Source organism: Paraburkholderia domus, from assembly GCF_905220705.1.
Classification (GTDB): Bacteria; Pseudomonadota; Gammaproteobacteria; order Burkholderiales; family Burkholderiaceae; genus Paraburkholderia; species Paraburkholderia domus.
On the sequence record NZ_CAJNAT010000005.1, the window covers coordinates 209309 to 233527 of the forward strand.

Genomic DNA, 24219 nt, shown 5'->3' on the forward strand with positions numbered 1-24219 from the left:
ATAATACGATGAGCTATGCACTGTTGATAAGCGCCAACCCGGCATGGACGCGATCGAGCGGCCTTGAGACAACGCTCGGTCGCCTCGGCTTTCATACCAGCACGGAAGCAATGGTTTTGGCCGTTCAGGAATCTGTCAGGCTCGTGCTGGTGGATTGCCAGTTGGGTGCGCAGGAAGAGGGCCCCCAGCCTGAAGGCATTGCTCTGAACGCCGGGTGTCTGCATTTTGCCGTTGTTCATGCGGGTGCTTCCGCACAGGCGCTTGCAGATCTGGCCGGACGCTTCCATGGCGTGCTGTCGCTGCCAGTCGAAGAGCGTGCGCTGATCGGCGCACTGGCGGAACGACGCTATATCGCGATTTCCGCAAGCGAACGGCGCTCGTTCGGCGAGAAGCTCGACGAACTCACCTGTGGCGATGCAACCATCGCGCGACATTTCATCCGTCTGCTGATCGACACCAACCGGACCACGTTGGCTGCGCTGCGCACCGAGTTCGGTGCGTCGTCGTGGGATGCCGTGGCCAGTGCGGCACACTGCATCGCTGGTTCGATGCGTATGCTCGCTTGCACGGGTATGATCGCGCTGCTAGTGCGGCTCGAAGCGGCGGCACGCGAACGGGACGCGGTGCTTGCACGGACGCTCCTCGCGATTGTTGCTGATTCAATCGAGTATCTCGAAGCGCAACTCGAGGAGCTCCTCGACGCTGCTGTGCAGCATTGATCCGTTGTCGCGGGTGTCGCTTCTCTTTACCTAGTTGCTCCCCGCGCTTTGCCGGACCGGCAGGAAGCGTCCCTGAGTGACCTGCGTTGCTGCTTGCGCCGGCACTTCGTTTGTCGAAGATGTCGCGTTTCGATAGTGCATGTAGCGCCCTATCACCTTCGGAACGTAACTCATCGTTTCGGCATACGGCGGAATCTGACCGCCGTATTTCTGCACTGCCCCCTCACCCGCGTTATAGGCCGCCAGCGCCAACTGCAAATCGCCGAACTGCAGCATCAACCGGCGCAGGTAGCGCGCACCTGCTGCGACATTCTGGCGCGGGTCGAATAAATCCGACGCACCATGCCGTGCGCCCGTGCTGGGCATTAGCTGCATCAGGCCGGTGGCCCCTTTTGGGGATACGGCTTGCGGATTGCCTCCCGATTCGACGTCGATCACGGCCATCAGCAAAGCACTATCAACATCTGCGGCGTGGGCCGCTTCGTTGATCATGGGCGCGAGCGCCATGATGCGCGACACAACGGACGTCGCGGGCCGCCGTGACAAAACTGACGTCGCACCGTCAGATTGCATGACGACTGACAGTCGGTCGGAACTGTCCGAAGGGGAGGCGGAGTTTGCGGCACTGATCGACGACGAGCCCTGAATAGTGCTGCTGGCATCCGTCATGCCGCCGATCATCATAATGACGTGAGACGGATTGTGGGCGAGCAGTATCTGGGCATCGGCCGCATGAGCAAAGAATGGCAAGCACATTGTGCTCGCGATCAGTATCTTGAGCACCGAACGATGCAGCCGTACGCCTGGCTCCGACGTGCCCGGCGCAGCGCGATGCCGCCTTGACGTGGCATCGCTCCGTGCAGACCAGGAGTTGCCTAGGCAGCACGACGTCGTCGCGAAGATACTTTTAAGGCTGTTTGACATCGTTTGCCGCACCGGCGCGATAGCTGGACTGCATCCGTACAAGGGCCTCTGATTCGAGTGCTATTGGCCAGCGACCTGAATTAACGCCATTTTCCAACGTCACTTTGCACAGAAAATCCGGATTTCGAGGTGAGCCGTACGGATCCCGGTTTTCATCCGCAGGTTCACGATTCAGAATCCCACCGGTGCCGATGTTACCAATGACGTTAACTGCGTAATAGAGCACCTTGTTCACGAGGGGGACGTACATGTCATAGCAATAGTGCACGCGAACCTTTAGCAGGTTTGCATCCTGGATATTCACTCCTGAGTTCCGGGCCAGAGCAGAGTCGCGGTACATCAACGTATCGTTGGGGATTTCGGAATAGGACATGCCCTCGTCAGGGTAGAAGCGCAACTGGGCAAAATCCTGCACTGCCACGGCGCTGGGGTTCAGCGTGGTGATCTTGCTGAAATTGCTCACGTCGAACTTCGCTTTCGCCTGTGCGGTTTGCACTCCTTCCGCTGTGGCTTGGCGTGCGTAGAGCGGTGCCAGGCCGCGTGCAAGGCCCGTTTGCATGGATGCAAGGGATCCGTGGTTGACTGCACCTTCGCGGGCCGCTTCCAAGGCGGCAACGTCGAGTGTTGATTTTGCCTGATAGAGCAGCACAAATTGCACGGTGGCAAAACAGAAGAACAGTAACAGGGGCGCGACGACCAGGAATTCGACCATCGACTGCCCTGACTGACGGCACCGTTGCCTGCTATGAGCCAATGCAAATATCCGGGAAGCAGTCTGATTCGGCTTCAAATGTGTGAAATTCACCTGGTCGCCTCAAAGACAAGTTGATCGCCGACCGAAAGCTCGTGCTGGCGCGCCGTGCCGCCAAGCATTTCCAGGGTTTGGGCTGCGCGCAGGTTGACCAGCATGCGCCGTTTCGGCACGTCGTGATGGATCGCGACAACGCGCTGTTGCCGGTCGAGAAACAGTATGTCAATCGCAAAGCGCATGCCGAACGTGTGGACTGCCCAGCAGCTCCGTAACAATAGTGCCTCGCTATTTGGCAGGTGATCGCGGCCGAGGAGGCCTTGCATACGCTCCTGCGCAGTTTCAGTGATCGAAACACGAATACCGATGTCGTGTTCGCGAGTAATCAGACAAGCGGACCTCATAGCAGTCCCTCTTGCACGAATTTCATGGCGATCGGAAACCCGAGCACGATAAACGTAACCGGGAAGATAAACATGAGCAGGGGGAATACGAGCTTGACTGGCGCTTCCATGGCCTGTTTCTCAGCCCGCTGAAATCGCTCGACTCGACGCTGGACAGACTGGAAACGCAGCGTCTTCGCCAGACCAGCACCCATTCTTTCCGCCTGTACCACAGCGCCGACGAGGTTCGTGACTTCCTTGACTCGTTGTCGCTCGTCGAAACGGCGAAGAGCGTCCGTACGGTTCAAACCAGATTTCAAATCACGCAGTACATGCTCGAGCTCGCGGCGCAAAGGACCCTCTGGGCCTTTCTCAACCGCTTTTTGTATGGCGCCGTTAATGTTCAGACCAGCCTCGACACCGAGCGTGAGGAAGTCGAGATAAATCGGCAGATGCTTGAGGATTGCCGAAACATGACGCCGGCGCACGTCTCTCGTCCAGATGCGCGGATAGAAATAGCCGAGCAATACGGCGCCGATCAAGACCCAAAAGGAGAACATCCCCAGTGCCAGCATGAGTGCGAGCGCAACGAGCGTCACCAATACCGATGAAACAAGCGATAGCGAAAGGAATTGCCGTGCATTCATCAAAAACGACAGTGACGTGAGTCGCAGTTGCTCATCGGTCCTGGCAAGGCGTTTCTTGCCGAAAATATTGCCGAAGTGATGAGCGACAAAGTTGACGAGTGGCCACAGCATCCGAAGCGGTTTTGGCAATGGATCAAGATAGGTACGGTCCTCGTCGTCGACGACGGATGTCAGGCCTGTGACGGATTTCAGAAATAGTGCGACAGCGAGCACAACGCCGACACTGATAAGTAAAGCAATGAATAGAAGCATGGGTCACACGTCGATGTTTGTGATCTTGGTGATGGACTTATAGCCGAGAAATTCCATCACGGCGATGACCGCCAGTGTGCCCCAGCCGACTGGCTCGTTGAACAGCGGCGCCATCGCCTTCGGTTCCATGAAGTGCAAGACAAGCATCAGGAGCAGCGGCAGGCAGGTCATTACGATGCCTTGCATGCGGCCCTGGGAAGTCAATGCCTTTATCTTGCCTTCCATTTGCAATTTCTCGCGCAAAGTGCCAGCAACAGATTCCAGCGCCTCAGCGAGATTTCCGCCCACTTCCCGTGCAATGGTGATGGCGGCCGTCACCATCATGAAGTCTGGAATCGGAATGCGTTTTTCCACGTTGCGCATCGCAATGTCGAGGTCGATGCCCAGACGTATTTCACGCATCAGCAGGTCGAATTCCTGCGAGATGGGAGGAGCGGATTCTTGCACCACGCTTTCTAGTGCTATGGGAAAGCTTGCGCCAGCGCGTAGAGCGCCGGCCATCATCAGCAGCGAATCGGGCAATTGACGTTCGAGCATCGCGATGCGCTTTTTGCGCATTCGCGCGAAGTATCTTTTCGGCAGTGTCAGTGCAATAGGCAGCGCCGCCAAAGCGACTAGAATGCTGTGGCTCAACAGAAATGCGAGGATGGGCAGCACCACTATAGTGAGCATGCTCCATACGGCCATCTTTTGCCGATTGACGAATACGAACGCATCGGCGAGGGATGCCTCGATCTCGCCGGCCATCTGGTGCGAGCTTGTGGCGATTGTGGCCCTGCCGGTTCGGGCAATCATCCAGATGACGAATACGCTGCCGAAAAAGGCGAGAGCCAGAATAACGGGGAGACTCATGACCAACCCTCTACTCCAAGCGGGTGAAAATATCCGTATTCACAGGAATACGTCTGCGAATCAGGTCTTGATAGAAGTCGGGAATATATGCGGTCGGTACAAATTGACCTTCGATCTTGCCGCTTTCGCCAAAGCCGTCTTCCTTAAAAACGAACACATCTTGTAACTGAATGATGCCTGACTCCATACCGCTGACTTCCGTCACGTGAGTCACGCGGCGCGAACCACACGAGAAGCGGCTCTGCTGCACGATGATGTCGACTGCAGAGCAAATCTGTTCTCGAATCGCCTGCAACGGCAAATCAAGACCTGCCATCAATGTCATTACTTCAAGACGCGCAATGCAGTCGCGCGGCGCGTTGGCGTGCGCGGTAGTAAGGGAGCCGTCATGGCCGGTATTCATTGCCTGGAGCATGTCCAGTGCTTCACCGCCACGGCACTCGCCGACGACGATTCGGTCGGGTCGCATCCGCAGGCAATTCTTCACGAGGTCGCGAATGTGAATTGCGCCCTTGCCTTCCATGTTCGCGGGACGTGCTTCGAGCGAAACAAGGTTCGGCTGTGACAATTGCAGTTCCGCTGCGTCTTCAACGGTGACGATCCGTTCGTCGTCCGGAATGTAGCTTGACAGGACGTTGAGCAAGGTGGTTTTGCCCGACCCCGTACCACCGGAGATGATGATGTTGGCGCGCTGTTCAACGGCAGTTTGGAGGAACTCCAGCATCTCAGGCGACATCGAGCCGAATGCAATCAAATCCTCACCGACCAGCTTGCGCTTCGAGAATTTTCGGATGGTGAGGCTGGGGCCCTTCAGTGCTAAAGGGGGGATAACCGCGTTCACACGCGAACCATCGGCGAGACGCGCATCGACCATCGGCGAACTTTCGTCGATCCGGCGCCCGATCGGTGCAACAATCCGTTCGATTGCGCCAAGCACGGCACGGTCGTCGGTAAAGATCACCGGCGAGCGGGTTAATCGACCTGATTGTTCGATGAAAATTTCGTTGTGGCAATTGACCATGATTTCGGACACCGTGGGGTCCGAAATCAATTCTTCGAGTGGTCCGAGACCGATAATTTCATCGAAGACACTTTTCTTTAGTATAGCGATTGGAATTTCGGTCGTGCGAAAAGCGTTGTCGTTCGCGAGAATTTCATCGAGCGCGGCATTGACCGTTTTGTGCAACTCGTCGTCTTCCATGCGGGAGACATTGAGGCGGCGCAAGTCCAGTGCTGCGATCACTTTCATGTGAGCACGCTTGCGAAGTTCAATGCCGGCCGGGCTATTGATCGGTGCCACTGGTAAGGGCTGCGCAGCAGACTTCTTCGCAGGTGCCGCCGGGACCGGAGTTGGGGGGAGGGTAGCGCTCACCCCTTGAGCGGCGGGTTGTCGGGTAAAGGGCACCTCGAATGAGGCCATGCTTGCCGGTGAAGCGTACTGGGAAGCGAGCGATTGCTGCGTCGCATAAGTTCCGGACGTGACGACGTTAGTGTCGGCAACAGCGCCGACAGACGACCGATTTTCCGGCTGCCCGGAGACAGTTGAGGCAGCCCCTTCGGCAAACACTGCCGACGGATCACGGTTTTCCTGTGGGGCGGCTGCAGCACGAACGATTTTTAAGGTCGTTGTGCCGATTTCGATCTTGTCTACTTCCGTCAGCGGACCATATCGCGTAATCGGCGCACCATTAACGAGTGTGGCCGTAATACCGCCTTGATCTTCGATGTAATACGCATTGTGTTCCCGCACGATGCGGGCGTGCAACTTGCCTACCAGCATGCCCTTTACCACGATATCGCAGCCGGCGTCCTTGCCAATTGTGCAGCCCTGGTCGACCAGGAACGCCTCGACCGGCACGTTGCGCGCGTGTACTTGGAGATTTAGCATGATGCCTCTCGATGTAGTCCGATCAGTTGCTAGAGTTGCCAAGCACGTCGACTTGCTGTGCGGGCACCTTGCCGCTCATGACAGCAGGTGATGCGGGCGCAGAATCAGTCATCTGAGTATTCGGCATTGTGCCGACATCATTTCCCGACGTGACTGGCGGACGTTTTGCGGCATTCAGCATGCGGAGCGCCTCGGCAACGCCGATCGCCGGCGCTGGTTGTGCCGTGCCGCTGGTGATCGGGGCAGGACTCACCGTGACCGCTTGCGGCGGTGTGCTGCGAAGCGGAGTCGGGGTAACCGCGGGCGTTGGCCCGATCGGATGCCGTGTGGCGGGCGTGGAGTCTTCCTGTTCCGTGGCCGCGAGTGGGCTCGGATTGCCAAAACCGCTGCGATACTTTGCATCGAACTTGTCCGCTCGTGCCAGCAGATCCGTATTTGGTGACAGCGCCGGGTCGGAAATGACAGGTGTCACGAAAATGACGAGATCGCTCTTCTTTGAGCGGAAACTGTCCGAGCGGAATAATTGGCCGATGATTGGTAACTGGCCCAGGAATGGCATGCCACTGCTGGCGTTCAGCGCATCGGCGCTGATGAGTCCGGAAATGGCGATTGTCTCTCCGGCCCGCATCGAAATGTCGGAACTCGTCCTTCGGGTCATGAAGCCAGGGAAGCCGCCGTAGGAAACCGACGGGTCGATCTGACTGATCTCAGTCTGAAGGTTGGCCGATATGATGTTGTTCGCATCGACAACCGGTTTGATATTCAGCTTGATGCCATATGGCTTGTAGTCGACATCGGTGGTGCCGAGCGCGCCAGCTTTTGGAATGGGCACTTCGCCGCCAGCGAGGAATGTTGCGGTGCCGCCGCTTTTCGTATTCAACTCCGGTGCTGCAAGAATGAAGGCGTCGCCGTTGTTGACCGCGAAGTTGATCTTCGAAGTGATGTTGGACGCGATGCCCGCGAGGAAGTAGCCGGTCCCAGCCGTTACAGCGGTTGCGGCGCCGGTCGCGACGCTTGCTGCTCCGCCGATGACTGGTCCGTTGAACGGGCTGTCCCACGCGATGCCGAGATTTTGCTGGCCGGTGCGCGTGATCTCCATGATCTGTACCTTGAAGTGGATGGTCTTCTTCAGCGCATCACCTTCGTCGATAGTGGTGGTATCGATCACATTGCTTAGGTCCTCGGTGGCAGCTTTGACGAGCGGCGCCATGTCACGATGCACGACACCCGACAAGACGATGTTGGGGCCAATTGACTGGATGCGCAGCCCTGGTACTGACTGCAAGACGGAGCGCAATTGATCGAGGGAGGCGCTCACGTCGCCCTTGGCGATGCGAACGGTGGTTTGCAGCGCGATACCCTTGTCGTTCCACACGACCAGCGAGGTGACGCCTGGCGCTTCGCCCAGCAGCATCAATCGGCCGTCGACCACATTCGCAGTCACCAGTTTTCCGTTGCCGATCGCTACGCGCTTGATCGTGCCGGGCACGTGCAGGATGCGAACTTCGCCGCGATACATTTCGAGCAGGTTGGCGCTGACTGTTGCGCTGTCACCAGCGTAGGACGTAGCAGACTCTGCGAGCGCGACAGGCGTCGCTTCGCACAGGAGAATGCCGATGACGATCGACGAGAAGATTCGGCGACGAAACAGCGTCGCGTGATTTTTGACTTTCATTTCTTGAAACCTGTGTTCTTTACTCAGTTCCGACCCGGCGTGCCGCGCGTATCGTTTTTCTGGAGTTGCTTGGCGATGGCATTCGCCTCTTCGTAGACGTTCGGCCGTTTGGCTTCAGAAGACGAGTCGGAGGGCCAACTGGACGATTGCGCGGAGTTTTCGAGCGCAGTAGATGTAGCAGAGGATGCTGGAATGAGCTTCGTCTGAGTCAGGTCGCCGCCACCAGAGATAATTTCAACGACTGCCGGGCGTCCAGTGATACGCGAGAACAGGTTGCCTTCCACAAGCTGCATCGGGATATGGTTGTCCTTATCGTCCGAGTTTCTAAGAATCAAACGCAGCGCGCCCACTTTCTGCGCCAGTACGATTCGTGCGGCTTCCGATACAGGGACTTGCACAGTGACAGTTCCGTAATTCGACGCTGACTGCGGATTGTTGGCGTTTTGCATGGCTTCGCCTGCGTCGCGCGGACGGATGTCTTGTCCCGTAGCCAGAATTAGCGCATCGGGCATCAGCAACCGGATCATCTTGCCGTCGCTGGTCGATGATGTGTTGGCGTCGGCTTGCGGATCGAGGTTCTTGCCGACCCAGTAAATGTCGACTCGATTTCCTGGGCGAACCATCGCAGAAGTCGAATTGACCGTATCGATCTCAAGCGTGAGTGCCCGCTGCCCGGGTGGAACAACGTCAGAGAAGTCGCGGCCGCGTAGCGCATCAATGTCGCCTGCGCGCAGCGGTAGACCACGTCGAACCGCCTTGACGAGGCGCGATGGACGATATGCGTCGAAATCCGCGGCGCGGATCATATCGTCGTAGACCAGATCGGGAGCGATTTCACGTGCAACGAAGTCACCACTGGACAATGGCGTGCCAATCGGCACGTCCCGGCTTGGGACGACGACCTCGATGCCGGCGCGATTTCGTTGGCCGGCCATTTCGGCCTTGATCTTGGCCTCGCGGTCCGTAAGATACTTGTACAGCAGAAACGTCAGGCCCCCTGCCACCAGCACGGCAGCGATCAGCAGGACCCAGGAGTTTCCAAGAAGCGAGCGAAATTTAATTTTTTTAAGCATGACATATTAACCCTGGGAAAATCAGGGTAGGGAGAGACTGAAGCTATAAGCACCAAAATACGATTTGAACGCTGCCGCAAGGGCGGTGATAGGAGGAATATCACTGCCCGAAATCAGCACAATCGCAATCAGAAGCGTTACCAGCACGTATTCGACATAAGCTTGGCCGCGTTGCCGACCGAGGTGTCTTGCGGAATGTTTCATTCAACGGTTCCTTGCTGCATTGATGACTGCCTCGGTTTGCCCGTTGCGGTCGGAAAAAATCACGTCCAGACGGTCACTGCCGCGCTGCATGACCATGGCATTTCCCATAATTCGCTGGGAGCCGTCTAACCGGTACGCGGGCGCTTGGGTGACGGTAGACCAGCCTTCGTCCGAAAGCTTGGTGCTGTAGCGCTGGGCGTTGTCGCTGGCGCGGCCGGACATTTCAACGAGCCATGTGCGCCCTGCCTGGCCAGGGTCGCGACTTTCGACATCCGAAATAATCTTGCCGCCTTCCGGAAACGGAACGACCGAGTCGGGTATCCGATGCCGTACGGCTTGGCCGGACAGCTGCATCACGCTCAGGAGCCCTTTGGTTTTCGCGCCGTCGGGCTGCGGCGGAATGGTGAGTACGTAGTGGCACGTATCGTCCAAGGCGCTGAGCAGCCAGCCGGACGGTCCGCGCTTTCCCTTCGCCGGTACGCCTTCGTTCGTCCAGAATTCGCGGAACTCGTTCGATACATCAGAGGGCGATCCAGCGAACTCGAGTCCCCACACGGAAGTAGGGACGCCGTTCACGATCATGTCGCGACCGATGGCCTGCATGCGGTCCGCTTTGACGGGCTGTTTGTCGCAGGCGGTGTCCGCCATCGCGACGCCAGAGATGAGTGCGAACGCGAGCCAACTGCAGCGCGCGATTAACTGAGCGAATGTCATGGTCTGAGTCGATCGTTTGGAACAACGTCCTGCCGAATACGGCCGAACTCGAGCTGGGCGGTGGTGGTAATCTCTGGCGCGTACTTTTGCAGACCGGTATAGAGAGACGGTTGCACCACAATCGTGTTAGCCGCGGGAACTGCCTTGGCGAACAGCGCCTTCGCGTTTGAACTACCCTCTGCTAGCCACGTATTCGATAGCAACACATTCGTGTCGCTGAAGCTCAGCCCTGAAAAGCCGGGCCACAATCGCTTAAGCGTATCGCTGTCTTGTGCAATGGCAATACCGAGCGTGCCGGTTTGCAGTGTGCGTGTCGGCAGAGCCATCTTTGCGCTGTACGTGCCGCCGCTGGCGCTCTGCACCGCGCCGAATGTCGATGCGGTGTATTGCTCCAGGTTTGTAGCGGGTCCTTCGCTGTTAGCGGTGATGACGCGGACGTCCTGGGCCGAACTGAGAAATGGTTTGCCGCTGTGATCGGCCCACATTGCCTGCTGGGCAGACGGCAACGACTCAGCATTGCGGTCCGCGCTGCTGATCGTCGTGCCGTTGGCCGAGGCGAATCGCTGCAAAAATTCGCGCCGCATTTCGTCATCCATCTTGCCGTTTGTCACGGCTGTATTGCCATAGCTGGTCGACCAACCCTCCGTACTTGTAGGATCGGTTTTCAAGTTCTTCTCCGGATCTCCGTCCGACCAAACGGTTCGTTCCCAGGCGACGTAACGAGAACCCATCAGCGTCTTGTTGCGAACGTCATTGAATTTGCCGAGCATCACGATGGCGAGGAACAGTACGCTCATGACCAACACTGTGGCGACCAGAAACTCCACAACGGCTTGACCAGATTGATTTGCGCTTTTGATATTGATTCGCATCATGGCTTTCCTGTCGGGGCTCCCGCCGAGATTTGCGTCGCCATCGCGGTGCTGCGTTCGCTGCTGCTGACCGGCGCGAGCGTGGCCTGCCAGTACGGACTGAAGAGACTCGGGTATTCCGTTTGTCCGTCAGCGCGCGCCCATGCATCTGCGTGCATCAATGCGCCGCTGATTGCACCCAAGGAACTTTCGTTCGGGCGAACGAAATAAGCATTCGCGCTCGACAGAGCCCGCATGACACCACCGGCGTCGTTAGACTGGACCGTCATGCGACCACCGCCTTGCAAGCCCGGTGTCTTTACGAGAGTGTCGCCGGCGCGCTCCACTTCAATCGTGATACGGGGGGCCTTGTTTGCCACCGGTGTGCCGCTCATGTCCTGATAGGGCAGCAGACCGCCGTTGTTACTGTCGAGGGAGGTGCCGGGTCCGTCTAAGAATTGTTTCGCCATGGCTGGCGACACGAGAGAACCCGGCATCGGGCTGGTGTGATCGCCGAAGTTGTAATAGTCGCCATAGCCCTGCCAGTCTTCCCTTGCTGCGAACGGCGGGCGCGACATGAAGGTCGTAATGTTTCCGTTGGCGCTTCCGCCACTGCCCGCAATGGCGTCAAACGCATACAAGCAAGTGATATTTACGTGTGCGGTGCTAGCGTCAATAGACTGCCAACCTTTCTTGTCGGTGCGTAATTGGGTGCCGCCGTCGTGTGAGACTGTGATGGTGATACGGCCACCGCCGTTCCGGCAAACCTTGCTGGCGGAGTCATCAAGTTGCTGGTAGCCCGCGACGCTGCGTGTCGAATCACGATTCTTGACGAAATCGTCAAGCGTGTCTTCGTTGGTCACGATGTCAGCGAAATGGTCGTAGCCTTGCGTGCCTGCCGGCGTGACGGTTCGCGTGTACGACTGCCATGCCGCCAACTGAACAGCATTGCGCGGGCCTGTGAAATAGCCGTTTGTGACGTGCGTGTCGCCTTGATTTTGTCGGGCAACAGCATCGGCCGTGTCCGGCACGGCGACGAACACAGCGGCATGGTAATTCGCCTGAGCGTTGCTCAATGCCAGGTTGATCGATCCAATGCCCTTTGTAAGTGTGGGAAGCAACGCGTCCAGGGTTGCGCGCACTGGCGCAATATCAGCCTTGCCGCGATTTTTCGGCGTGGTCCATTGGTCGGGGTGATCCGCGATCCCGTTCACGCTATCGTCGAGATCGGAATGGCCATAGGTGGAATCCAGATCGTCGATCCAGGATTTCAAACCAACGGCCTGCGCTGCGGTGACCTGATTGGCGATCATCGCGCGGTTTGTATAGGCGGAGAAGTTGTAGTCGCGTGCCTGGAGCACGGCTGCACTATAGGCAGCGGCGTCCGCTGTGTTTTGGAGTTTGATCTTGGCGCTCGTCATCTGGAACGAGTTGAACGCCACATAGAGGCCGATGCTGCCGATCAAGAGGAAAATCAGAGCAGGGACCAGCGCCTGCCCGCTAGCGCTGGCGACCCTGGCCCTGCCCTTGCGGGCAGAGCGTTTCATGATGATTATCGTGAGAGCAAGCTGATTAGTTGCCCGACATGCCGATGTTGTTGTTTGCGTCGTACGTGCCCATGTTCTTCGTCTTGTTCGCGTTGCTCGTCGCGTCGTTAGCATTCTGTTGCGACGACTTGATGTTGTCCGTACCTGCCTGGCCTGACATTTCCTTGGCAAGACCGGCGGTCTGATTACGCAGCGTTTGACCGAACAGCGAATAGACGCCGATTGCCGACACGGCGATTAGTGCGACGATGATGATGTACTCAGTCATGCCTTGACCAAGTTGCTTGCTTTTACGGCGGATTTGGGAAAGTTTCATGATATCTATTTCAAGTGAATTAATAAAATGCATGTTGTCTGTGCGTGGTTTTACCGTGCATTGATATTTTGAATGGTGACATAAATTCACGAATTAGCTGATCAAAATGCAGAGCAACAGTGCCGGGACGAAGTATAGGAATCGGCGGGTTTTAGATGGGAGGGAAATTTCTCAACATTCGAAGTTCGTTTCCCAGGCCGAGCGATAGTTGGATCTGTTGCTACGGGTAGGCACAGTCACTTGAAGGGCAGGGGCGATTCCGGTGTGCGCACCACTGTTGCAACGGCGTCACGCACGCCAATAGTGCCTCATATCTTGATAGAAGGAACTGATTCGGCGTGGCTTCAGGTCGGGCATGGTTAATCAGCCCATTTCGGCATATGTCTTACATTCGTGCAGATTATTCCCACGCATATTCATCTATTTCTGGGTTTTTGGGGATAGGTCTTGCAGTTAAATTCGCGGCACGTGAAAAGGTCTGGATCGAGTTTGTTTAGGAAAGGCGATCGGTTTTTTGCGGTGGCTGTCTACACGGCTTCAAAAATTTAACTGCGAGCGGGGCTCGCCCGTTTTTGGGAATGCAACAGGTATGAATAAAGTTTATAAATCGGTTTGGAACGCAAAGGCGGGCACCTATGTGGCCGCTGCGGAGACCGCGAAGGGTAGTGGGAAGAAATCGAGTCGTAGTGCTCGAAATGTTGCGATTTCCGCGGTCGGGCTCTTCTCCGCGCTCGGCGCCGTGAATTCAGCCTATGCGTATTTCAGCATTGACTATACGAGCATTGGGGGGTCTGGCATATCTGATGGTTGGAACGCCGACGGATCACAACACGATTTCACTCTTCGTGTTCCTAACATAACGTCAGCTGTCAATGCCGGAGTTAAGCCGGGCGACACAATAGCGGTCACTGGCGGGTATTCAGGGACTTGTATCGTGGACGCGCAGATGGAGTGTAAGGGCGTATTTGCTGGCGCGTCCGGCGGAAGTGGTAGTGGCACGGGTACAGGCACAGGGGGCAACACGGGCGGTGGAATTTCGCTTGAAGACGCTTATCAGTACGTGTACCAGAAAAATGACCTGAAGTATTTCCACGTGTCCTCGACCAAGCCGGACTCGGTAGCTTCCGGTGCGGATGCGATGGGCATCGGCCCGCACGCGGTGGCAAGTGGTACGGATAACATAGCGATTGGCGACGAGGCGTTGGCATCGGGCGGGAACTACGCGATTGCGATTGGCGGTGGTGCCCAAGCGGCTGCCAATGGCGCTGTCGCGGTCGGCCAGACCGCGCAGGCGACCAACAGCTCCGCGCTCGCGTTGGGCAACCAGGCGTCCGCTCTGGCGACCAATGCGGTAGCACTGGGAGCGGGGTCCGTCGCTGTTCGCGCCAATACGGTATCGGTCGGTAGACCGGGCGGCGAACGTCAGATTGTCAATGTCGCGCCGGGTACGGCGGGCACTGACGCGGTCAACCTGGATCAGTTGCGCGCAGCCGTTAGTGGTGGCACGCCGACCCCGACTCCGACACCCACGCCGGTCGATCTGAAGTACTTCCACGCGAACTCAACACTTGCCGACTCTGTCGCGGGTGGTGCGGAGAGCGTAGCTATCGGCGGCAATGCGACCGCGAACGCGAACAATTCGGTTGCGCTGGGAGCGAACTCGCTGGCGAATCGAGCGAATGTTGTCTCGGTGGGCAGCAGCGGTGCAGAACGGCAGATAACCAACCTCGCTGCAGGTACCTCTGACACCGACGCAGTCAACGTGAAGCAACTGAACACCTCGATCGCGAGCGCGGTCACTGGGGGCACGTTACCCGACTTGGTGAAGTATGACGACTCGACACACGCCACGCTGACGCTGGGCGGTGCTGATTCCACGACTCCTGTCGCTCTCCTGAACGTCAAGGCGGGAGCGGTTAACGGCAAGAGCACGGACGCCGTGAACGGAGCGCAGTTGTACAACCTCCAGGAGTCGGCCACCTCGTCCTTTCAGACCCTGACAAACCTGATCATTGACACGGACAATCGGACCTACGGTCTGGCGCAAAGTGTCGCTGCGGCGATGGGCGGTGGTTCGAAGGCGAATCAGCTTGACAACACGATCAGCGCGCCGGCCTACGCGGTGGATGGCACGACGTACAACAACGTTGGTGATGCCATCGGCGCACTCGCATCTGCGAGCACCGGCACTGACGCAGTCAAATACGACACCTCGAGCCACGACAAGGTTACGCTGCGCGGCAGTGGCTCGACCACGCCGGTCGCACTGACCAACGTGGCAGCGGGCCAGATCACGTCGAGCAGTAGCGACGCTGTCAACGGTTCGCAACTGTACGGTACGGCAAACAGCGTGGCAGCCGCACTGGGTGGCAATTCATCGGTTGGTGCGGACGGCAAGGTATCCAAACCGGCCTACACACTGGACGGCAGCACTTACAACGACGTCGGTGCTGCCCTGAACGCGGTGAATGCAAAGGCTTCCTCTGGTTCGACGGACGGCGTGGTGTACGACACGTCGGCACACAACAAGGTGACATTTGGCGGGACGACCGCAGGACATCCTGCCGTCACTCTGACCAACGTCGCAGCCGGCCAGATTACGTCCAGCAGCAATGACGCAGTAAACGGCTCGCAACTGTATGGCGCGATGGCCAGCACGGCCGCAGCGCTTGGCGGCAATTCGGCAGTGCAACCCGACGGCACGGTTTCAAAACCGGCCTACACGGTCGCGGGCACCACGTACAACGACGTCGGTTCTGCGATTGACGCAGTGGGCACAGCCGTTGGCGATATCAATAACAATGTCGCAAGTACGACGAAGTACATTAAAGTGGTGTCGACGGCATCGGGCGCAACGGCGAACGGAGCCGAGTCGGTTGCGATCGGCGGCAACGCATTCGCTAGCGCTACCAAGTCGCTTGCCATTGGCTCGGGCGCGCGCGCCCAGTTCGACAATTCCGTGGCGTTGGGTGCGAACTCGGTCGTGACGGACCCCAATACGGTTTCGATTGGCCGGTCCGGCTCGGAAAGGCGGATCATGAACGTGGCCGCCGGCACTAACGATACGGACGCCGCGACGGTTGGCCAGCTGAATGCCTTGCAAAAGCAGGTTGTCCAGCAATCGAGCGGCGTGCGTTCAATGCTGCTTGGCGCCACGCCGGTCACGAGCTATATCGCGGTCAGCTCGAACATTACCCCCGGCATGGATCCGACGTCGGTCGACAATACCAAGTTGAACGCGATGGCTATCGGCCCGGGTGCCGAAAGTAACGGTGCGAATTCACTCGCCGTTGGCGCAAAGTCGCTTGCCAGCCTGGACGGTACGACAGCCGTTGGGTCGGGTGCAGCTGCCATGGCGCTTAACGCGACGGTCATTGGCAACGGCGCGACCACTAGCGGCGACGCAAACAACGGCGTGGCAATTGGTTACAACGCAAGTGCCGAAGGCGTCAACGCTATGGGCATCGGTTACAACGCTCATGGGCAGGGCGATGACTCGCTTGCAATCGGCACGAACGCGTCTACGGCCTTCGGCGTAGCTAAAACGATGGCGTTGGGCTCGGGCGCTACGGCTAGCGCTGTTGGTGCCGTGGCACTGGGTGCTGGTTCGGTCGGCGATCGCGCAAATGCGGTTTCGGTCGGCAGCAGCACGGCTCAGCGTCAAATCATCAATATGGCGGCGGGTACGGCGAACACCGATGCGGTTAACGTCAGCCAGTTGAAGGGCGTGACCGACGCGATCGGCGGCGGCGCGGGCGTGAATGGCGATGGCTCGATCAAGAAGCCGAGTTACGTCATTGGCGGCAAGACTTATACCGACGTCGGCACGGCTCTCGCAGCAGCGGGTACGGGCACGGGCGGAGACTCGGTGGTGTACGACACGTCGGCACATAGCAAAGTGACGTTTGGCGGCACGGGCGCAATGACGCCGGTGACGCTGTCGAATGTGGCGGCGGGCACGGCGAACACCGACGCTGTCAATGTGAAGCAGCTGAAGGATCTGGGTGCAAGCTTCGACACCAGCGGCAATGTGACGGGTGGGTTCGTTGCATATGACGACTCGTCGAAGGGCTCGATCACGCTGAAGGGCGCGGGCGGCACGACGATCACGGGTCTGAAGGCCGGTGTACTGTCGGCGACGAGCACGGACGCGGTCAATGGTTCGCAGCTGTACCAGACGAACGCGAACGTGGCGAACGTTGCGGGTAACGTGACTAACCTCACGAACGTGGTGAACAACATCACTAGCGGTACCGGCGCGGGCATCAAGTACTTCCATGTCAATTCGACGTTGGCGGATTCGTCTGCAACCGGGACGGATGCGGTCGCGATCGGCGGTAAGGCCAGTGCGACGGCGTCGGGCTCAGTGGCGCTGGGTGCAAACTCTGTAGCGAACCGCGCGAATTCGGTGTCGGTGGGTGCGGCCGGTTCGGAGCGCCAGATCATCAACGTTGCAGCGGGCACGACGAATACCGACGCGGTGAACCTGAAGCAGCTGAAGGATCTGGGTGCGAGCTTCGACACCAGCGGCAATGTGACGGGTGGGTTCGTCGCATACGATAGCTCCGCAAAGAGCAAGGTGACGTTTGGTGGCACGGGCGCAACGGCACCGGTGACGCTGTCGAATGTGGCGGCGGGCACGGCGAACACCGACGCGGTGAACCTGAAACAGCTGAAGGATCTGGGCGCAAGCTTCGACACCAGCGGCAACGTGTCGGGTGCATTCGTTGCATACGACGACTCGTCGAAGGGCTCGATCACGCTGAAGGGCGCGGGCGGCACGACGATCACGGGTCTGAAGGCAGGTGTGCTGTCAGCGACGAGCACAGACGCGGTCAATGGTTCGCAGCTGTACCAGACGAACGCGAACGTGACTAACCTCACGAACGTGGTGAACAACATCACCAGCGGTACCGGCGCGGGCATCAAGTACTTCCATGTCAATTCGACGTTGGCGGATTCGTCTGCAACCGGGACGGATGCGGTCGCGATCGGCGGTAATGCCAGTGCGACGACATCGGGTTCAGTCGCCCTGGGTGCAAACTCTGTAGCGAACCGCGCGAATTCGGTGTCGGTGGGTGCGGCCGGTTCGGAGCGCCAGATCATCAACGTTGCGGCGGGCACGACGAATACCGACGCGGTGAACCTGAAGCAGCTGAAGGATCTGGGCGCAAGCTTCGACACCAGCGGCAATGTGACGGGTGGGTTCGTTGCATACGACAGCTCTGCAAAGAGCAAGGTGACGTTCGGCGGCACGGGCGCAACGACGCCGGTGACGCTGTCGAACGTGGCAGCAGGCACGGCCAACACCGACGCGGTGAACCTGAAGCAGCTGAAGGATCTGGGCGCAAGCTTCGACACCAGCGGCAACGTGTCGGGTGCGTTCGTTGCATACGACGATTCATCGAAGGGTTCGATCACGCTGAAGGGCGCGAGCGGCACGACGATCACGGGTCTGAAGGCCGGTGTGCTGTCGGCGACGAGTACGGATGCGGTCAACGGTTCGCAGCTCTTCCAGACGAACGCGAACGTGGCGAACGTTGCAGGTAATGTGACTAACCTCACGAACGTGGTGAACAACATCACCAGCGGCACCGGCGCGGGCATCAAGTACTTCCATGTCAATTCGACGTTGGCTGACTCGTCAGCAACTGGCACGGATGCCGTTGCGATCGGCCCGAAGGCATTGGCAACGGCGAAAAACTCGGTGGCACTGGGCGCGAACGCGACCACGACAGCCAATCTGGGCGCAGTGGCATACCAGGCTGCCAGTGGCACGCTGTCTGGCCTCACGCCGGTGGGTGAGGTATCGGTTGGTTCGGTCAACAACGAACGCCGCGTGACCAACGTAGCGGCGGGTGCCGCCGCCACCGACGCCGTGAACGTCAGCCAGTTGCAGGCGGCTGTGGTTTCTGGCACGGGTGCGGCAACGGCTGACGCCGTGAAGTACGACTCCTCGTCGCATGACAAGATCACGCTGGGCGGCAGCAGTGTGGCAATGCCGGTGGCATTGACCAACCTCGCCGCAGGATCTGTCACCACCAACAGCCGCGATGCCGTGAACGGCTCGCAGTTGTTCGGCGTGTCGCAGAGCGTTGCAGACGCGTTGGGTGGTGGGTCGTCGGTGAGCCCAAGCGGCACAGTAACGAAGCCGGGCTATGCGGTTGATGGTCAGACTTACACCGATGTAGGCTCCGCGCTCGACGCAGTGTCCGCAACGGTGGGTTCGATTAACAATACGATCTCGAACACGACGAAATACATCAAGGTGGTGTCGACGGCATCGGCAGCGACGGCTAACGGCGGCGAAGCGGTCGCTATCGGCGGTAATTCGTTCGCGAGCGCGAACAAGGCGATCGCCATCGGTTCAGGTGCGCGCGCGCAGTTCGACAATTCCGTGGCGCTTGGCGCAAATGCAGTTGTATCGGCGGAAAACACGGTATCGATTGGTCGCAGCGGTTCAGAAAAGCGCATCATGAACGTGGCCGACGGTTTGACTGATACTGATGCCGCAACAGTTGGCCAATTGCACGCGCTGCAAACGCAGTTTGCTCAGCAGTCCAGTGGTGTGCGCTCGATGCTGTTGGGTGCTACGCCGGTCACGAGCTACATCGCTGTTAGCAGCAATGTGACGGCTGGCGGCGAAGGTACGACGGTCGACAACACTAAGCTGAATGCCATGGCGATCGGTCCGTCGGCGGTGTCGAACGGCGAAAATGCGCTGGCAGTTGGTGCGCAAGCGCTCGCCAGCGTGGATGGTACGACGGCCGTCGGCTCAGGTGCTGCTGCACTGGCCAATAATGCGACCGTGATCGGTAAGGGTGCCTCGACCAGCGATGAAGCTGTCAACGGCGTCGCGATCGGTTACAACGCACAAGCTGAGGGAGCTAACTCGTTGGCGTTTGGCTCCAAGGCGCAATCGCTCGGCGGTGATTCGATCGCGATGGGCAGTCAGGCTGTAACCAGCGCGGCTGCAACGAAGTCGATGGCGCTCGGCACAGGTGCGACCGTAACGGCAGCCGGCGCAGTTGCACTGGGTAGCGGTGCGATCGGCGATCGTGCGAACGCGGTTTCAGTGGGCAGCAGTACCGCTCAACGTCAGATCATCAACGTGGCGGATGGCACGCAAAATAACGACGCGGTCAACCTCGGTCAGATGAGCCGTGCCATCGCGGCTGTTTCGGGCGGCGGTTCGGCTGACGCGGTCGTCTATGACACGTCGGTGCACGACAAGCTGACGCTCGGTGGCGCAACTTCGACGACCCCTGTTGCATTGACCAATGTCGCGGCCGGCCAGGTCACGTCCAGCAGCAAGGACGCAGTGAACGGCGCACAGTTGTACAACACAGCCTCCAGCGTGGCAACCGCACTCGGCGGTGGCGCGACGGTGGGCACGGATGGCAAGGTGTCGAAACCGGCCTATACCCTGAACGGCAATACGTACACCGACGTTGCTGCAGCGTTGAGCGCAGTGAACGACAAGGCGGGCAGCGGTTCGACCGACGGTGTGGTTTACGACACACCGGCGCACGACAAGGTGTCGCTGGGCGGTGTTGGTGCAAAGACGCCGGTGACGGTATCGAACGTGGCCGATGGCGTGGCGAACAACGACGCGGTGAACGTGAAGCAGCTGAAGGCACTGGGAGCAGGGTTCGATTCGAGCGGCAACGTAACGAGTGCATTCGTTGCGTATGACGACGCGAACAAGGCGCAGGTGACGTTTGGCGGTGCCGGTTCGACGACGCCGGTGGTGCTGGCCAACGTGGCAGCAGGCCAGGTCAGCTCGGCCAGCAGGCAGGCCGTCAACGGCTCGCAACTGTACGGTGCGATGAGCAGCACGGCCGCGGCACTGGGTGGCGGCTCGACGGTGGGTTCGGACGGTAAGGTCTCGACACCGAGCTATAAGGTGAGCGGCAACACGTACACGGGCGTTGGCGCAGCGTTGGCCGCGTTGGACGCGAAGGCAACGACCGGCTCGCCGGACGGCGTGGTATATGACACGTCGACGCACGACAGGCTGACGCTGGGCAACACGGGCACGCCGGTGACGGTGGCCAACGTGGCCGACGCGAAGAGCGACGACGAAGCAGTGAACCTCAAGCAATTGAAGGAAGCTGGTTTGACCGTCGACACGTCGGGCAACGTGACCAACTCGTTCATCGCCTATGACAACGCCACCAAGGGCACGGTGACCTTCAACGCGGGCGGTGCTCCGACCCAGCTGAAGAACGTGGCTGCGGGTACCGATGCAACCGACGCTGTCAACTTCGGCCAGATGCAGACGTATGTGGCGCAGAACGCCGGTAGCGGTGGCACGGCGAATGGCGTGGCCTACGACGACGCATCGAAGAGCAAGGTGACGCTGGGTGGCGCGGGTTCCACGACGCCGGTGACGCTGACGAATGTGGCAGCAGGTACGAGCGCGACGGACGCGGTGAACTACTCGCAGTTCTCGAGCCTCCAGAGCGTGGTGAACAACCTCTCCAACGGCGGCGCGGGTAACACGACCTACGTCAACATCGACAACAGCAGCACGGGTGGTACTGCGGCGGTGGCTTCGGGCACGGACGCGATTGCAATCGGTAACGGTGCCTCGGCAACGGGTACCGAGGCGATTGCGATCGGCAAGGGCACTACGACCGCGGGTGACAACTCGGTCGCGCTGGGTGGCGGTTCGTCCGCACCGAACGCGAACGCGGTGGCGCTGGGTGCGAACTCGACGACGGATCGCGATAACTCGGTATCGGTGGGCTCTGCCGGTAACGAGCGTCAGATCACCAACGTCGCTGCCGGTACGCAGGCAACCGATGCAGTCAACCTTGGTCAGTTGAACAACGCGATGGGTGGCATGCAGCAGTCCATCAACAACGTTGACCGCAGTGCAGCCAAGGGTATTGCTTCGGCATCGGCGCTGAATATCGTCACGCCGTACCTGCCGGGTCGTACCACGCTGAACGCGGGTGTTGCCAACTACCGTGGTTACCAGGCTGTTGGTCTGGGCGTGTCCCGCTGGAATGAGAAGGGCACGATCAACTACAACCTTGGCGTGTCCTCCTCGGGTGGCAACAGCACCATCGTCCGCGCTGGTATCGGCATCGTTCTGGGCAACTAAGGCAAGGCCGCAAGGCCTTGAATAGAAGTCTGAAACGTTAGCTGTCTGGGTCGCACGGGAAGCTTCCGTGCGACCCTCTTTCCATGAGAAACAGACATGAAGTATTCATTGATTGCCATCGCGCTTGCCGCGATGCTGGCAGGCTGTTCGTCGTCCGCGACGCGAGACCGCCTGCAGATCCAGGACCCGACCGTCCTGCAAACCGGGTTCAGCGCGACGCAGAGCCAGGCCGCCGGGGCAGTGACGCCGCAGTGGATCCAGACCTACGGCGGGGCGCACAACGGCGCGGCGCTCACGGCGATCCAGACGCGGCTGAACGCGCTCGGTGAGCGCAAGGCCAACTATTTTGGCGAGAAGGCACAGTGCTGGGTCAACGCCGCGCGCGACGAACGGTCCGCTCGCGACGGCTGGGGCTTCGTCGAAGAGGCGCTGTACGAAGCGAACCGGCTGACCACGGCGCTCGAAACCGGGCAGGGACTTTCGGTCGACAACCCGGAGTTGCGCACCGCTTCAGTGGTGCGCCCGGATCTGTGGAAGCAGATCCTTGCTGCGAAGACCTCGCCGCTGTTCGCGCAGTGCCAGGAAGCGCAGCGGCTGACGGCGTGCTCGGAAGTCGAGCTGATTCACGCGGGCCATGAAGCGTGGACGCGTGATTTCAGTGAGAGCCAGCGTCTGGTGGATGGTGTCGAGACGGGCGTGCCGGGTATCGGCGCGGCGCTCGAGGCCTGCACGCCGCCGCCGGTGGCTGCGCCTGTCGCTTCGCCGATCCCGCAGAAGATGACGTTGCAGGCGGACGCGACCTTCCGGTTCGACAGGGGCGACCTGGCCGGCATGCTGCCGGGTGGCAAGGCGAAGTTGGACCAGTTGGTGCACGATCTTCGGCAGGTGGATGATGTGACGAGCATCCGTATCGAAGGCTATACGGACCGCCTGGGTAGCGACAGCTACAACCGTCAGCTGTCGGCAAAGCGTGCGGAGACGGTGAAGCGTTATCTGCAGAGCGGTGGTGTGAACACGCCGATGAGCGCACGCGGCCGAGGCAAGGAAGAGCCGGTGGTGCAGTGTAGCAACCGTGGCCAGCAGGCGCTGATCGACTGCCTGGCGCCCAACCGCCGGGTGGAGCTGGACTTTGCGCGCAGCAGCAATGCGCAGGCAACGGCTGTGCCGCAGGTGCAGCAGATACAGCAGCAGGGGCAGTAACAGCGGATGGCCGCGCCTTTTCGGTGCGGCCATTCCTTTTGATCGGTAGTACTGCAGCACGTATCAATCGGAATCAACTCAATCGTTACGGTGCCTGAGTATCTCGTGCGCTACGGCGAGGTTCTTTCTCACGAGCGCGAACGAGGTTTGCGCTCGCTTCTTACCCAACTTCACGTCAGGTTCGCCACGTCATCAACGGCGGACTACACCCATCAAACATGCTGCCGTGCCCGAAGCCGCAGCACCTCCTCCCTTTCCAGTTGGCCACAGGTAGCACGCGAATAATTCGATTTCAAGCGTTTGGAACCAGCGTTTTCGCGTAGGGGCTTTTAAATCCGCGGGGGTAGGAGAATTCTTGCGAATGTTGCGGAATTATCAAACCATCGAGTCGAAAAAATTTGTCATCCTTATTGTTAAAATTTTGTTCGATTCACAGTCTGGGCTAATTCGATTCGCGTATGCGCCCATTGGTTAGTGATTAAAGAGTGGAGCGATAAATGAAGAGAATTGTGATTATTGATGATCACCCGATGATCCGTGGAACGATAGCCAGCGTGCTGAGCAGCGACCCGGAAGTGGAACTCGTCGGTGCGTGTGGCGATGGTGAGGATGGTCTGAAAATGGTCCTCACCGAAAATCCCGATCTGGTCATTCTTGATCTGGACTTGCCGCGGCTTGACGGTTTGTCGATGATCCGTCGTATTCGGGCGCTTAACACCAAAATTAGCATTGTCGTTCTATCAGCTAAACCGGAGCACGTGATGGCTGGTTATACGCGCGTTGCCGGCGCAAATGGCTATGTCGGCAAGGGGCGGGAAATCAGTGAGCTGATTACCGCCGTGAAGTCCGTGTTGTTCGGCTATGACTGCTTTCCGGCCGATACCGCAAATTCGGCGCAGGAAAACGGATTAAACACACTGTCGGCGCGCGAGGTGGAGGTGTTGCAATATCTGGCGCGTGGCGTGAGCAACCGGGATATCGCGAGCCGTCTATTTCTGAGTGACAAGACGGTGAGCACGTATAAGAGCCGTATTCAGGAAAAACTGGGTTTGTCTTCGTTGGCCGCGTTGATCGAGTTCGCCTCGCTGCACCGGCTGATCGACTGAGCGTTCAA

17 protein-coding genes and 1 pseudogene are annotated in these 24219 nt (G+C 59.0%); 5 read left to right on the forward strand and 13 right to left on the reverse strand.

All coding sequences use genetic code 11. The features are described 5' to 3' along the window. Nucleotides 1–8: 8 nt before the first annotated feature. Complete coding sequence (locus KHO31_RS12785; RefSeq protein WP_236071231.1) at nucleotides 9–719, forward strand: Hpt domain-containing protein; 711 nt, start codon at nucleotides 9–11, stop codon at nucleotides 717–719. A gap of 30 nt (nucleotides 720–749) precedes the next feature. Here KHO31_RS12785 and KHO31_RS12790 read toward each other — a convergent pair whose 3' ends face one another. The 13 genes from KHO31_RS12790 to KHO31_RS12850 all read right to left on the reverse strand — a co-directional run bounded on the left by KHO31_RS12790 (nucleotide 750) and on the right by KHO31_RS12850 (nucleotide 12793). After that, on the reverse strand, nucleotides 750–1502 hold the full coding sequence (locus KHO31_RS12790; RefSeq protein ID WP_236071233.1) for a lytic transglycosylase domain-containing protein: 753 nt from the start codon (nucleotides 1500–1502) through the stop codon (nucleotides 750–752). A 124-nt stretch (nucleotides 1503–1626) separates the two neighbouring features. Continuing rightward, entirely contained in the window at nucleotides 1627–2355 is a 729-nt protein-coding gene (locus KHO31_RS12795) for a TadE family protein (RefSeq protein ID WP_211623461.1), read from the reverse strand. Nucleotides 2356–2444: 89 nt separating this feature from the next. Continuing rightward, nucleotides 2445–2795: a DUF192 domain-containing protein gene (locus KHO31_RS12800; RefSeq protein WP_211623463.1), complete on the reverse strand. Its 351-nt coding sequence runs from the start codon at nucleotides 2793–2795 to the stop codon at nucleotides 2445–2447. Then, nucleotides 2792–3673 carry a type II secretion system F family protein gene (locus tag KHO31_RS12805; protein ID WP_211623464.1) on the reverse strand — a complete coding sequence of 294 codons (882 nt, stop codon included), beginning with the start codon at nucleotides 3671–3673 and terminating at the stop codon, nucleotides 2792–2794. Before KHO31_RS12805 ends, KHO31_RS12800 begins: the two co-directional genes overlap by 4 nt. A 3-nt stretch (nucleotides 3674–3676) precedes the next feature. Then, nucleotides 3677–4525, reverse strand: coding sequence for a type II secretion system F family protein (locus tag KHO31_RS12810; protein WP_211623466.1), 849 nt, complete (start codon nucleotides 4523–4525; stop codon nucleotides 3677–3679). 10 nt (nucleotides 4526–4535) lie between these two features. Next, the gene (locus tag KHO31_RS12815) at nucleotides 4536–6413 is read right to left on the reverse strand and encodes an ATPase, T2SS/T4P/T4SS family (protein ID WP_211623468.1); all 1878 of its coding nucleotides are present in this window, start codon (nucleotides 6411–6413) and stop codon (nucleotides 4536–4538) included. A gap of 22 nt (nucleotides 6414–6435) precedes the next feature. Then, a complete protein-coding gene (locus KHO31_RS12820; RefSeq protein WP_211623470.1) occupies nucleotides 6436–8088 on the reverse strand; it encodes a type II and III secretion system protein family protein in 1653 nt (550 codons plus the stop codon). Between the two features lie 23 nt (nucleotides 8089–8111). Beyond that, nucleotides 8112–9161 carry a Flp pilus assembly protein CpaB gene (gene cpaB, locus KHO31_RS12825; RefSeq protein ID WP_211623471.1) on the reverse strand — a complete coding sequence of 350 codons (1050 nt, stop codon included), beginning with the start codon at nucleotides 9159–9161 and terminating at the stop codon, nucleotides 8112–8114. A gap of 21 nt (nucleotides 9162–9182) precedes the next feature. Continuing rightward, nucleotides 9183–9365 (reverse strand): hypothetical protein, encoded by a 183-nt coding sequence (locus KHO31_RS12830; protein WP_211623473.1) that lies wholly within the window; start codon nucleotides 9363–9365, stop codon nucleotides 9183–9185. Next, the gene (locus KHO31_RS12835) at nucleotides 9366–10013 is read right to left on the reverse strand and encodes a hypothetical protein (RefSeq protein ID WP_236071236.1); all 648 of its coding nucleotides are present in this window, start codon (nucleotides 10011–10013) and stop codon (nucleotides 9366–9368) included. It abuts the gene before it with no gap. A gap of 62 nt (nucleotides 10014–10075) precedes the next feature. Further along, a complete protein-coding gene (locus tag KHO31_RS12840; RefSeq protein ID WP_211623476.1) occupies nucleotides 10076–10954 on the reverse strand; it encodes a hypothetical protein in 879 nt (292 codons plus the stop codon). After that, nucleotides 10951–12477: a pilus assembly protein TadG-related protein gene (locus KHO31_RS12845; RefSeq protein ID WP_211623478.1), complete on the reverse strand. Its 1527-nt coding sequence runs from the start codon at nucleotides 12475–12477 to the stop codon at nucleotides 10951–10953. Before KHO31_RS12845 ends, KHO31_RS12840 begins: the two co-directional genes overlap by 4 nt. Nucleotides 12478–12502: 25 nt before the next feature. After that, a complete protein-coding gene (locus KHO31_RS12850; RefSeq protein WP_211623479.1) occupies nucleotides 12503–12793 on the reverse strand; it encodes a Flp family type IVb pilin in 291 nt (96 codons plus the stop codon). A 589-nt stretch (nucleotides 12794–13382) separates the two neighbouring features. Between KHO31_RS12850 and KHO31_RS40010 the strand changes: the two are divergent. From KHO31_RS40010 to KHO31_RS12865, 4 genes and pseudogenes are all read left to right on the forward strand, one after another. After that, nucleotides 13383–13511, forward strand: a pseudogene (locus KHO31_RS40010) (ESPR domain-containing protein); the annotation flags it as partial. Nucleotides 13512–13739: 228 nt separating this feature from the next. Then, nucleotides 13740–21905, forward strand: a complete 8166-nt coding sequence (locus tag KHO31_RS39835; protein WP_407945934.1) for a YadA-like family protein — start codon at nucleotides 13740–13742, stop codon at nucleotides 21903–21905. A gap of 96 nt (nucleotides 21906–22001) precedes the next feature. Beyond that, a complete protein-coding gene (locus tag KHO31_RS12860; protein WP_211623481.1) occupies nucleotides 22002–23105 on the forward strand; it encodes an OmpA family protein in 1104 nt (367 codons plus the stop codon). A gap of 497 nt (nucleotides 23106–23602) precedes the next feature. Then, the gene (locus KHO31_RS12865; RefSeq protein WP_211623482.1) at nucleotides 23603–24211 is read left to right on the forward strand and encodes a response regulator transcription factor; all 609 of its coding nucleotides are present in this window, start codon (nucleotides 23603–23605) and stop codon (nucleotides 24209–24211) included. Nucleotides 24212–24219: the final 8 nt, after the last annotated feature.

What these genes read in the sequence shown, in the direction of transcription:
- KHO31_RS12815 (WP_211623468.1), bottom strand. Translation starts at nt 6,413, where the DNA reads ATGCTAAATCTCCAAGTACACGCGCGCAACGTGCCGGTCGAGGCGTTC.
- KHO31_RS39835 (WP_407945934.1), top strand. Translation starts at nt 13,740, where the DNA reads ATGGAGTGTAAGGGCGTATTTGCTGGCGCGTCCGGCGGAAGTGGTAGT.
- KHO31_RS12795 (WP_211623461.1), bottom strand. Translation starts at nt 2,355, where the DNA reads ATGGTCGAATTCCTGGTCGTCGCGCCCCTGTTACTGTTCTTCTGTTTT.
- KHO31_RS12865 (WP_211623482.1), top strand. Translation starts at nt 23,603, where the DNA reads ATGAAGAGAATTGTGATTATTGATGATCACCCGATGATCCGTGGAACG.
- KHO31_RS12810 (WP_211623466.1), bottom strand. Translation starts at nt 4,525, where the DNA reads ATGAGTCTCCCCGTTATTCTGGCTCTCGCCTTTTTCGGCAGCGTATTC.
- KHO31_RS12860 (WP_211623481.1), top strand. Translation starts at nt 22,002, where the DNA reads ATGAAGTATTCATTGATTGCCATCGCGCTTGCCGCGATGCTGGCAGGC.
- cpaB (WP_211623471.1), bottom strand. Translation starts at nt 9,161, where the DNA reads ATGCTTAAAAAAATTAAATTTCGCTCGCTTCTTGGAAACTCCTGGGTC.
- KHO31_RS12820 (WP_211623470.1), bottom strand. Translation starts at nt 8,088, where the DNA reads ATGAAAGTCAAAAATCACGCGACGCTGTTTCGTCGCCGAATCTTCTCG.
- KHO31_RS12800 (WP_211623463.1), bottom strand. Translation starts at nt 2,795, where the DNA reads ATGAGGTCCGCTTGTCTGATTACTCGCGAACACGACATCGGTATTCGT.
- KHO31_RS12835 (WP_236071236.1), bottom strand. Translation starts at nt 10,013, where the DNA reads ATGGCGGACACCGCCTGCGACAAACAGCCCGTCAAAGCGGACCGCATG.
- KHO31_RS12850 (WP_211623479.1), bottom strand. Translation starts at nt 12,793, where the DNA reads ATGAAACTTTCCCAAATCCGCCGTAAAAGCAAGCAACTTGGTCAAGGC.
- KHO31_RS12830 (WP_211623473.1), bottom strand. Translation starts at nt 9,365, where the DNA reads ATGAAACATTCCGCAAGACACCTCGGTCGGCAACGCGGCCAAGCTTAT.
- KHO31_RS12805 (WP_211623464.1), bottom strand. Translation starts at nt 3,673, where the DNA reads ATGCTTCTATTCATTGCTTTACTTATCAGTGTCGGCGTTGTGCTCGCT.
- KHO31_RS12840 (WP_211623476.1), bottom strand. Translation starts at nt 10,954, where the DNA reads ATGATGCGAATCAATATCAAAAGCGCAAATCAATCTGGTCAAGCCGTT.
- KHO31_RS12785 (WP_236071231.1), top strand. Translation starts at nt 9, where the DNA reads ATGAGCTATGCACTGTTGATAAGCGCCAACCCGGCATGGACGCGATCG.
- KHO31_RS12845 (WP_211623478.1), bottom strand. Translation starts at nt 12,477, where the DNA reads ATGAAACGCTCTGCCCGCAAGGGCAGGGCCAGGGTCGCCAGCGCTAGC.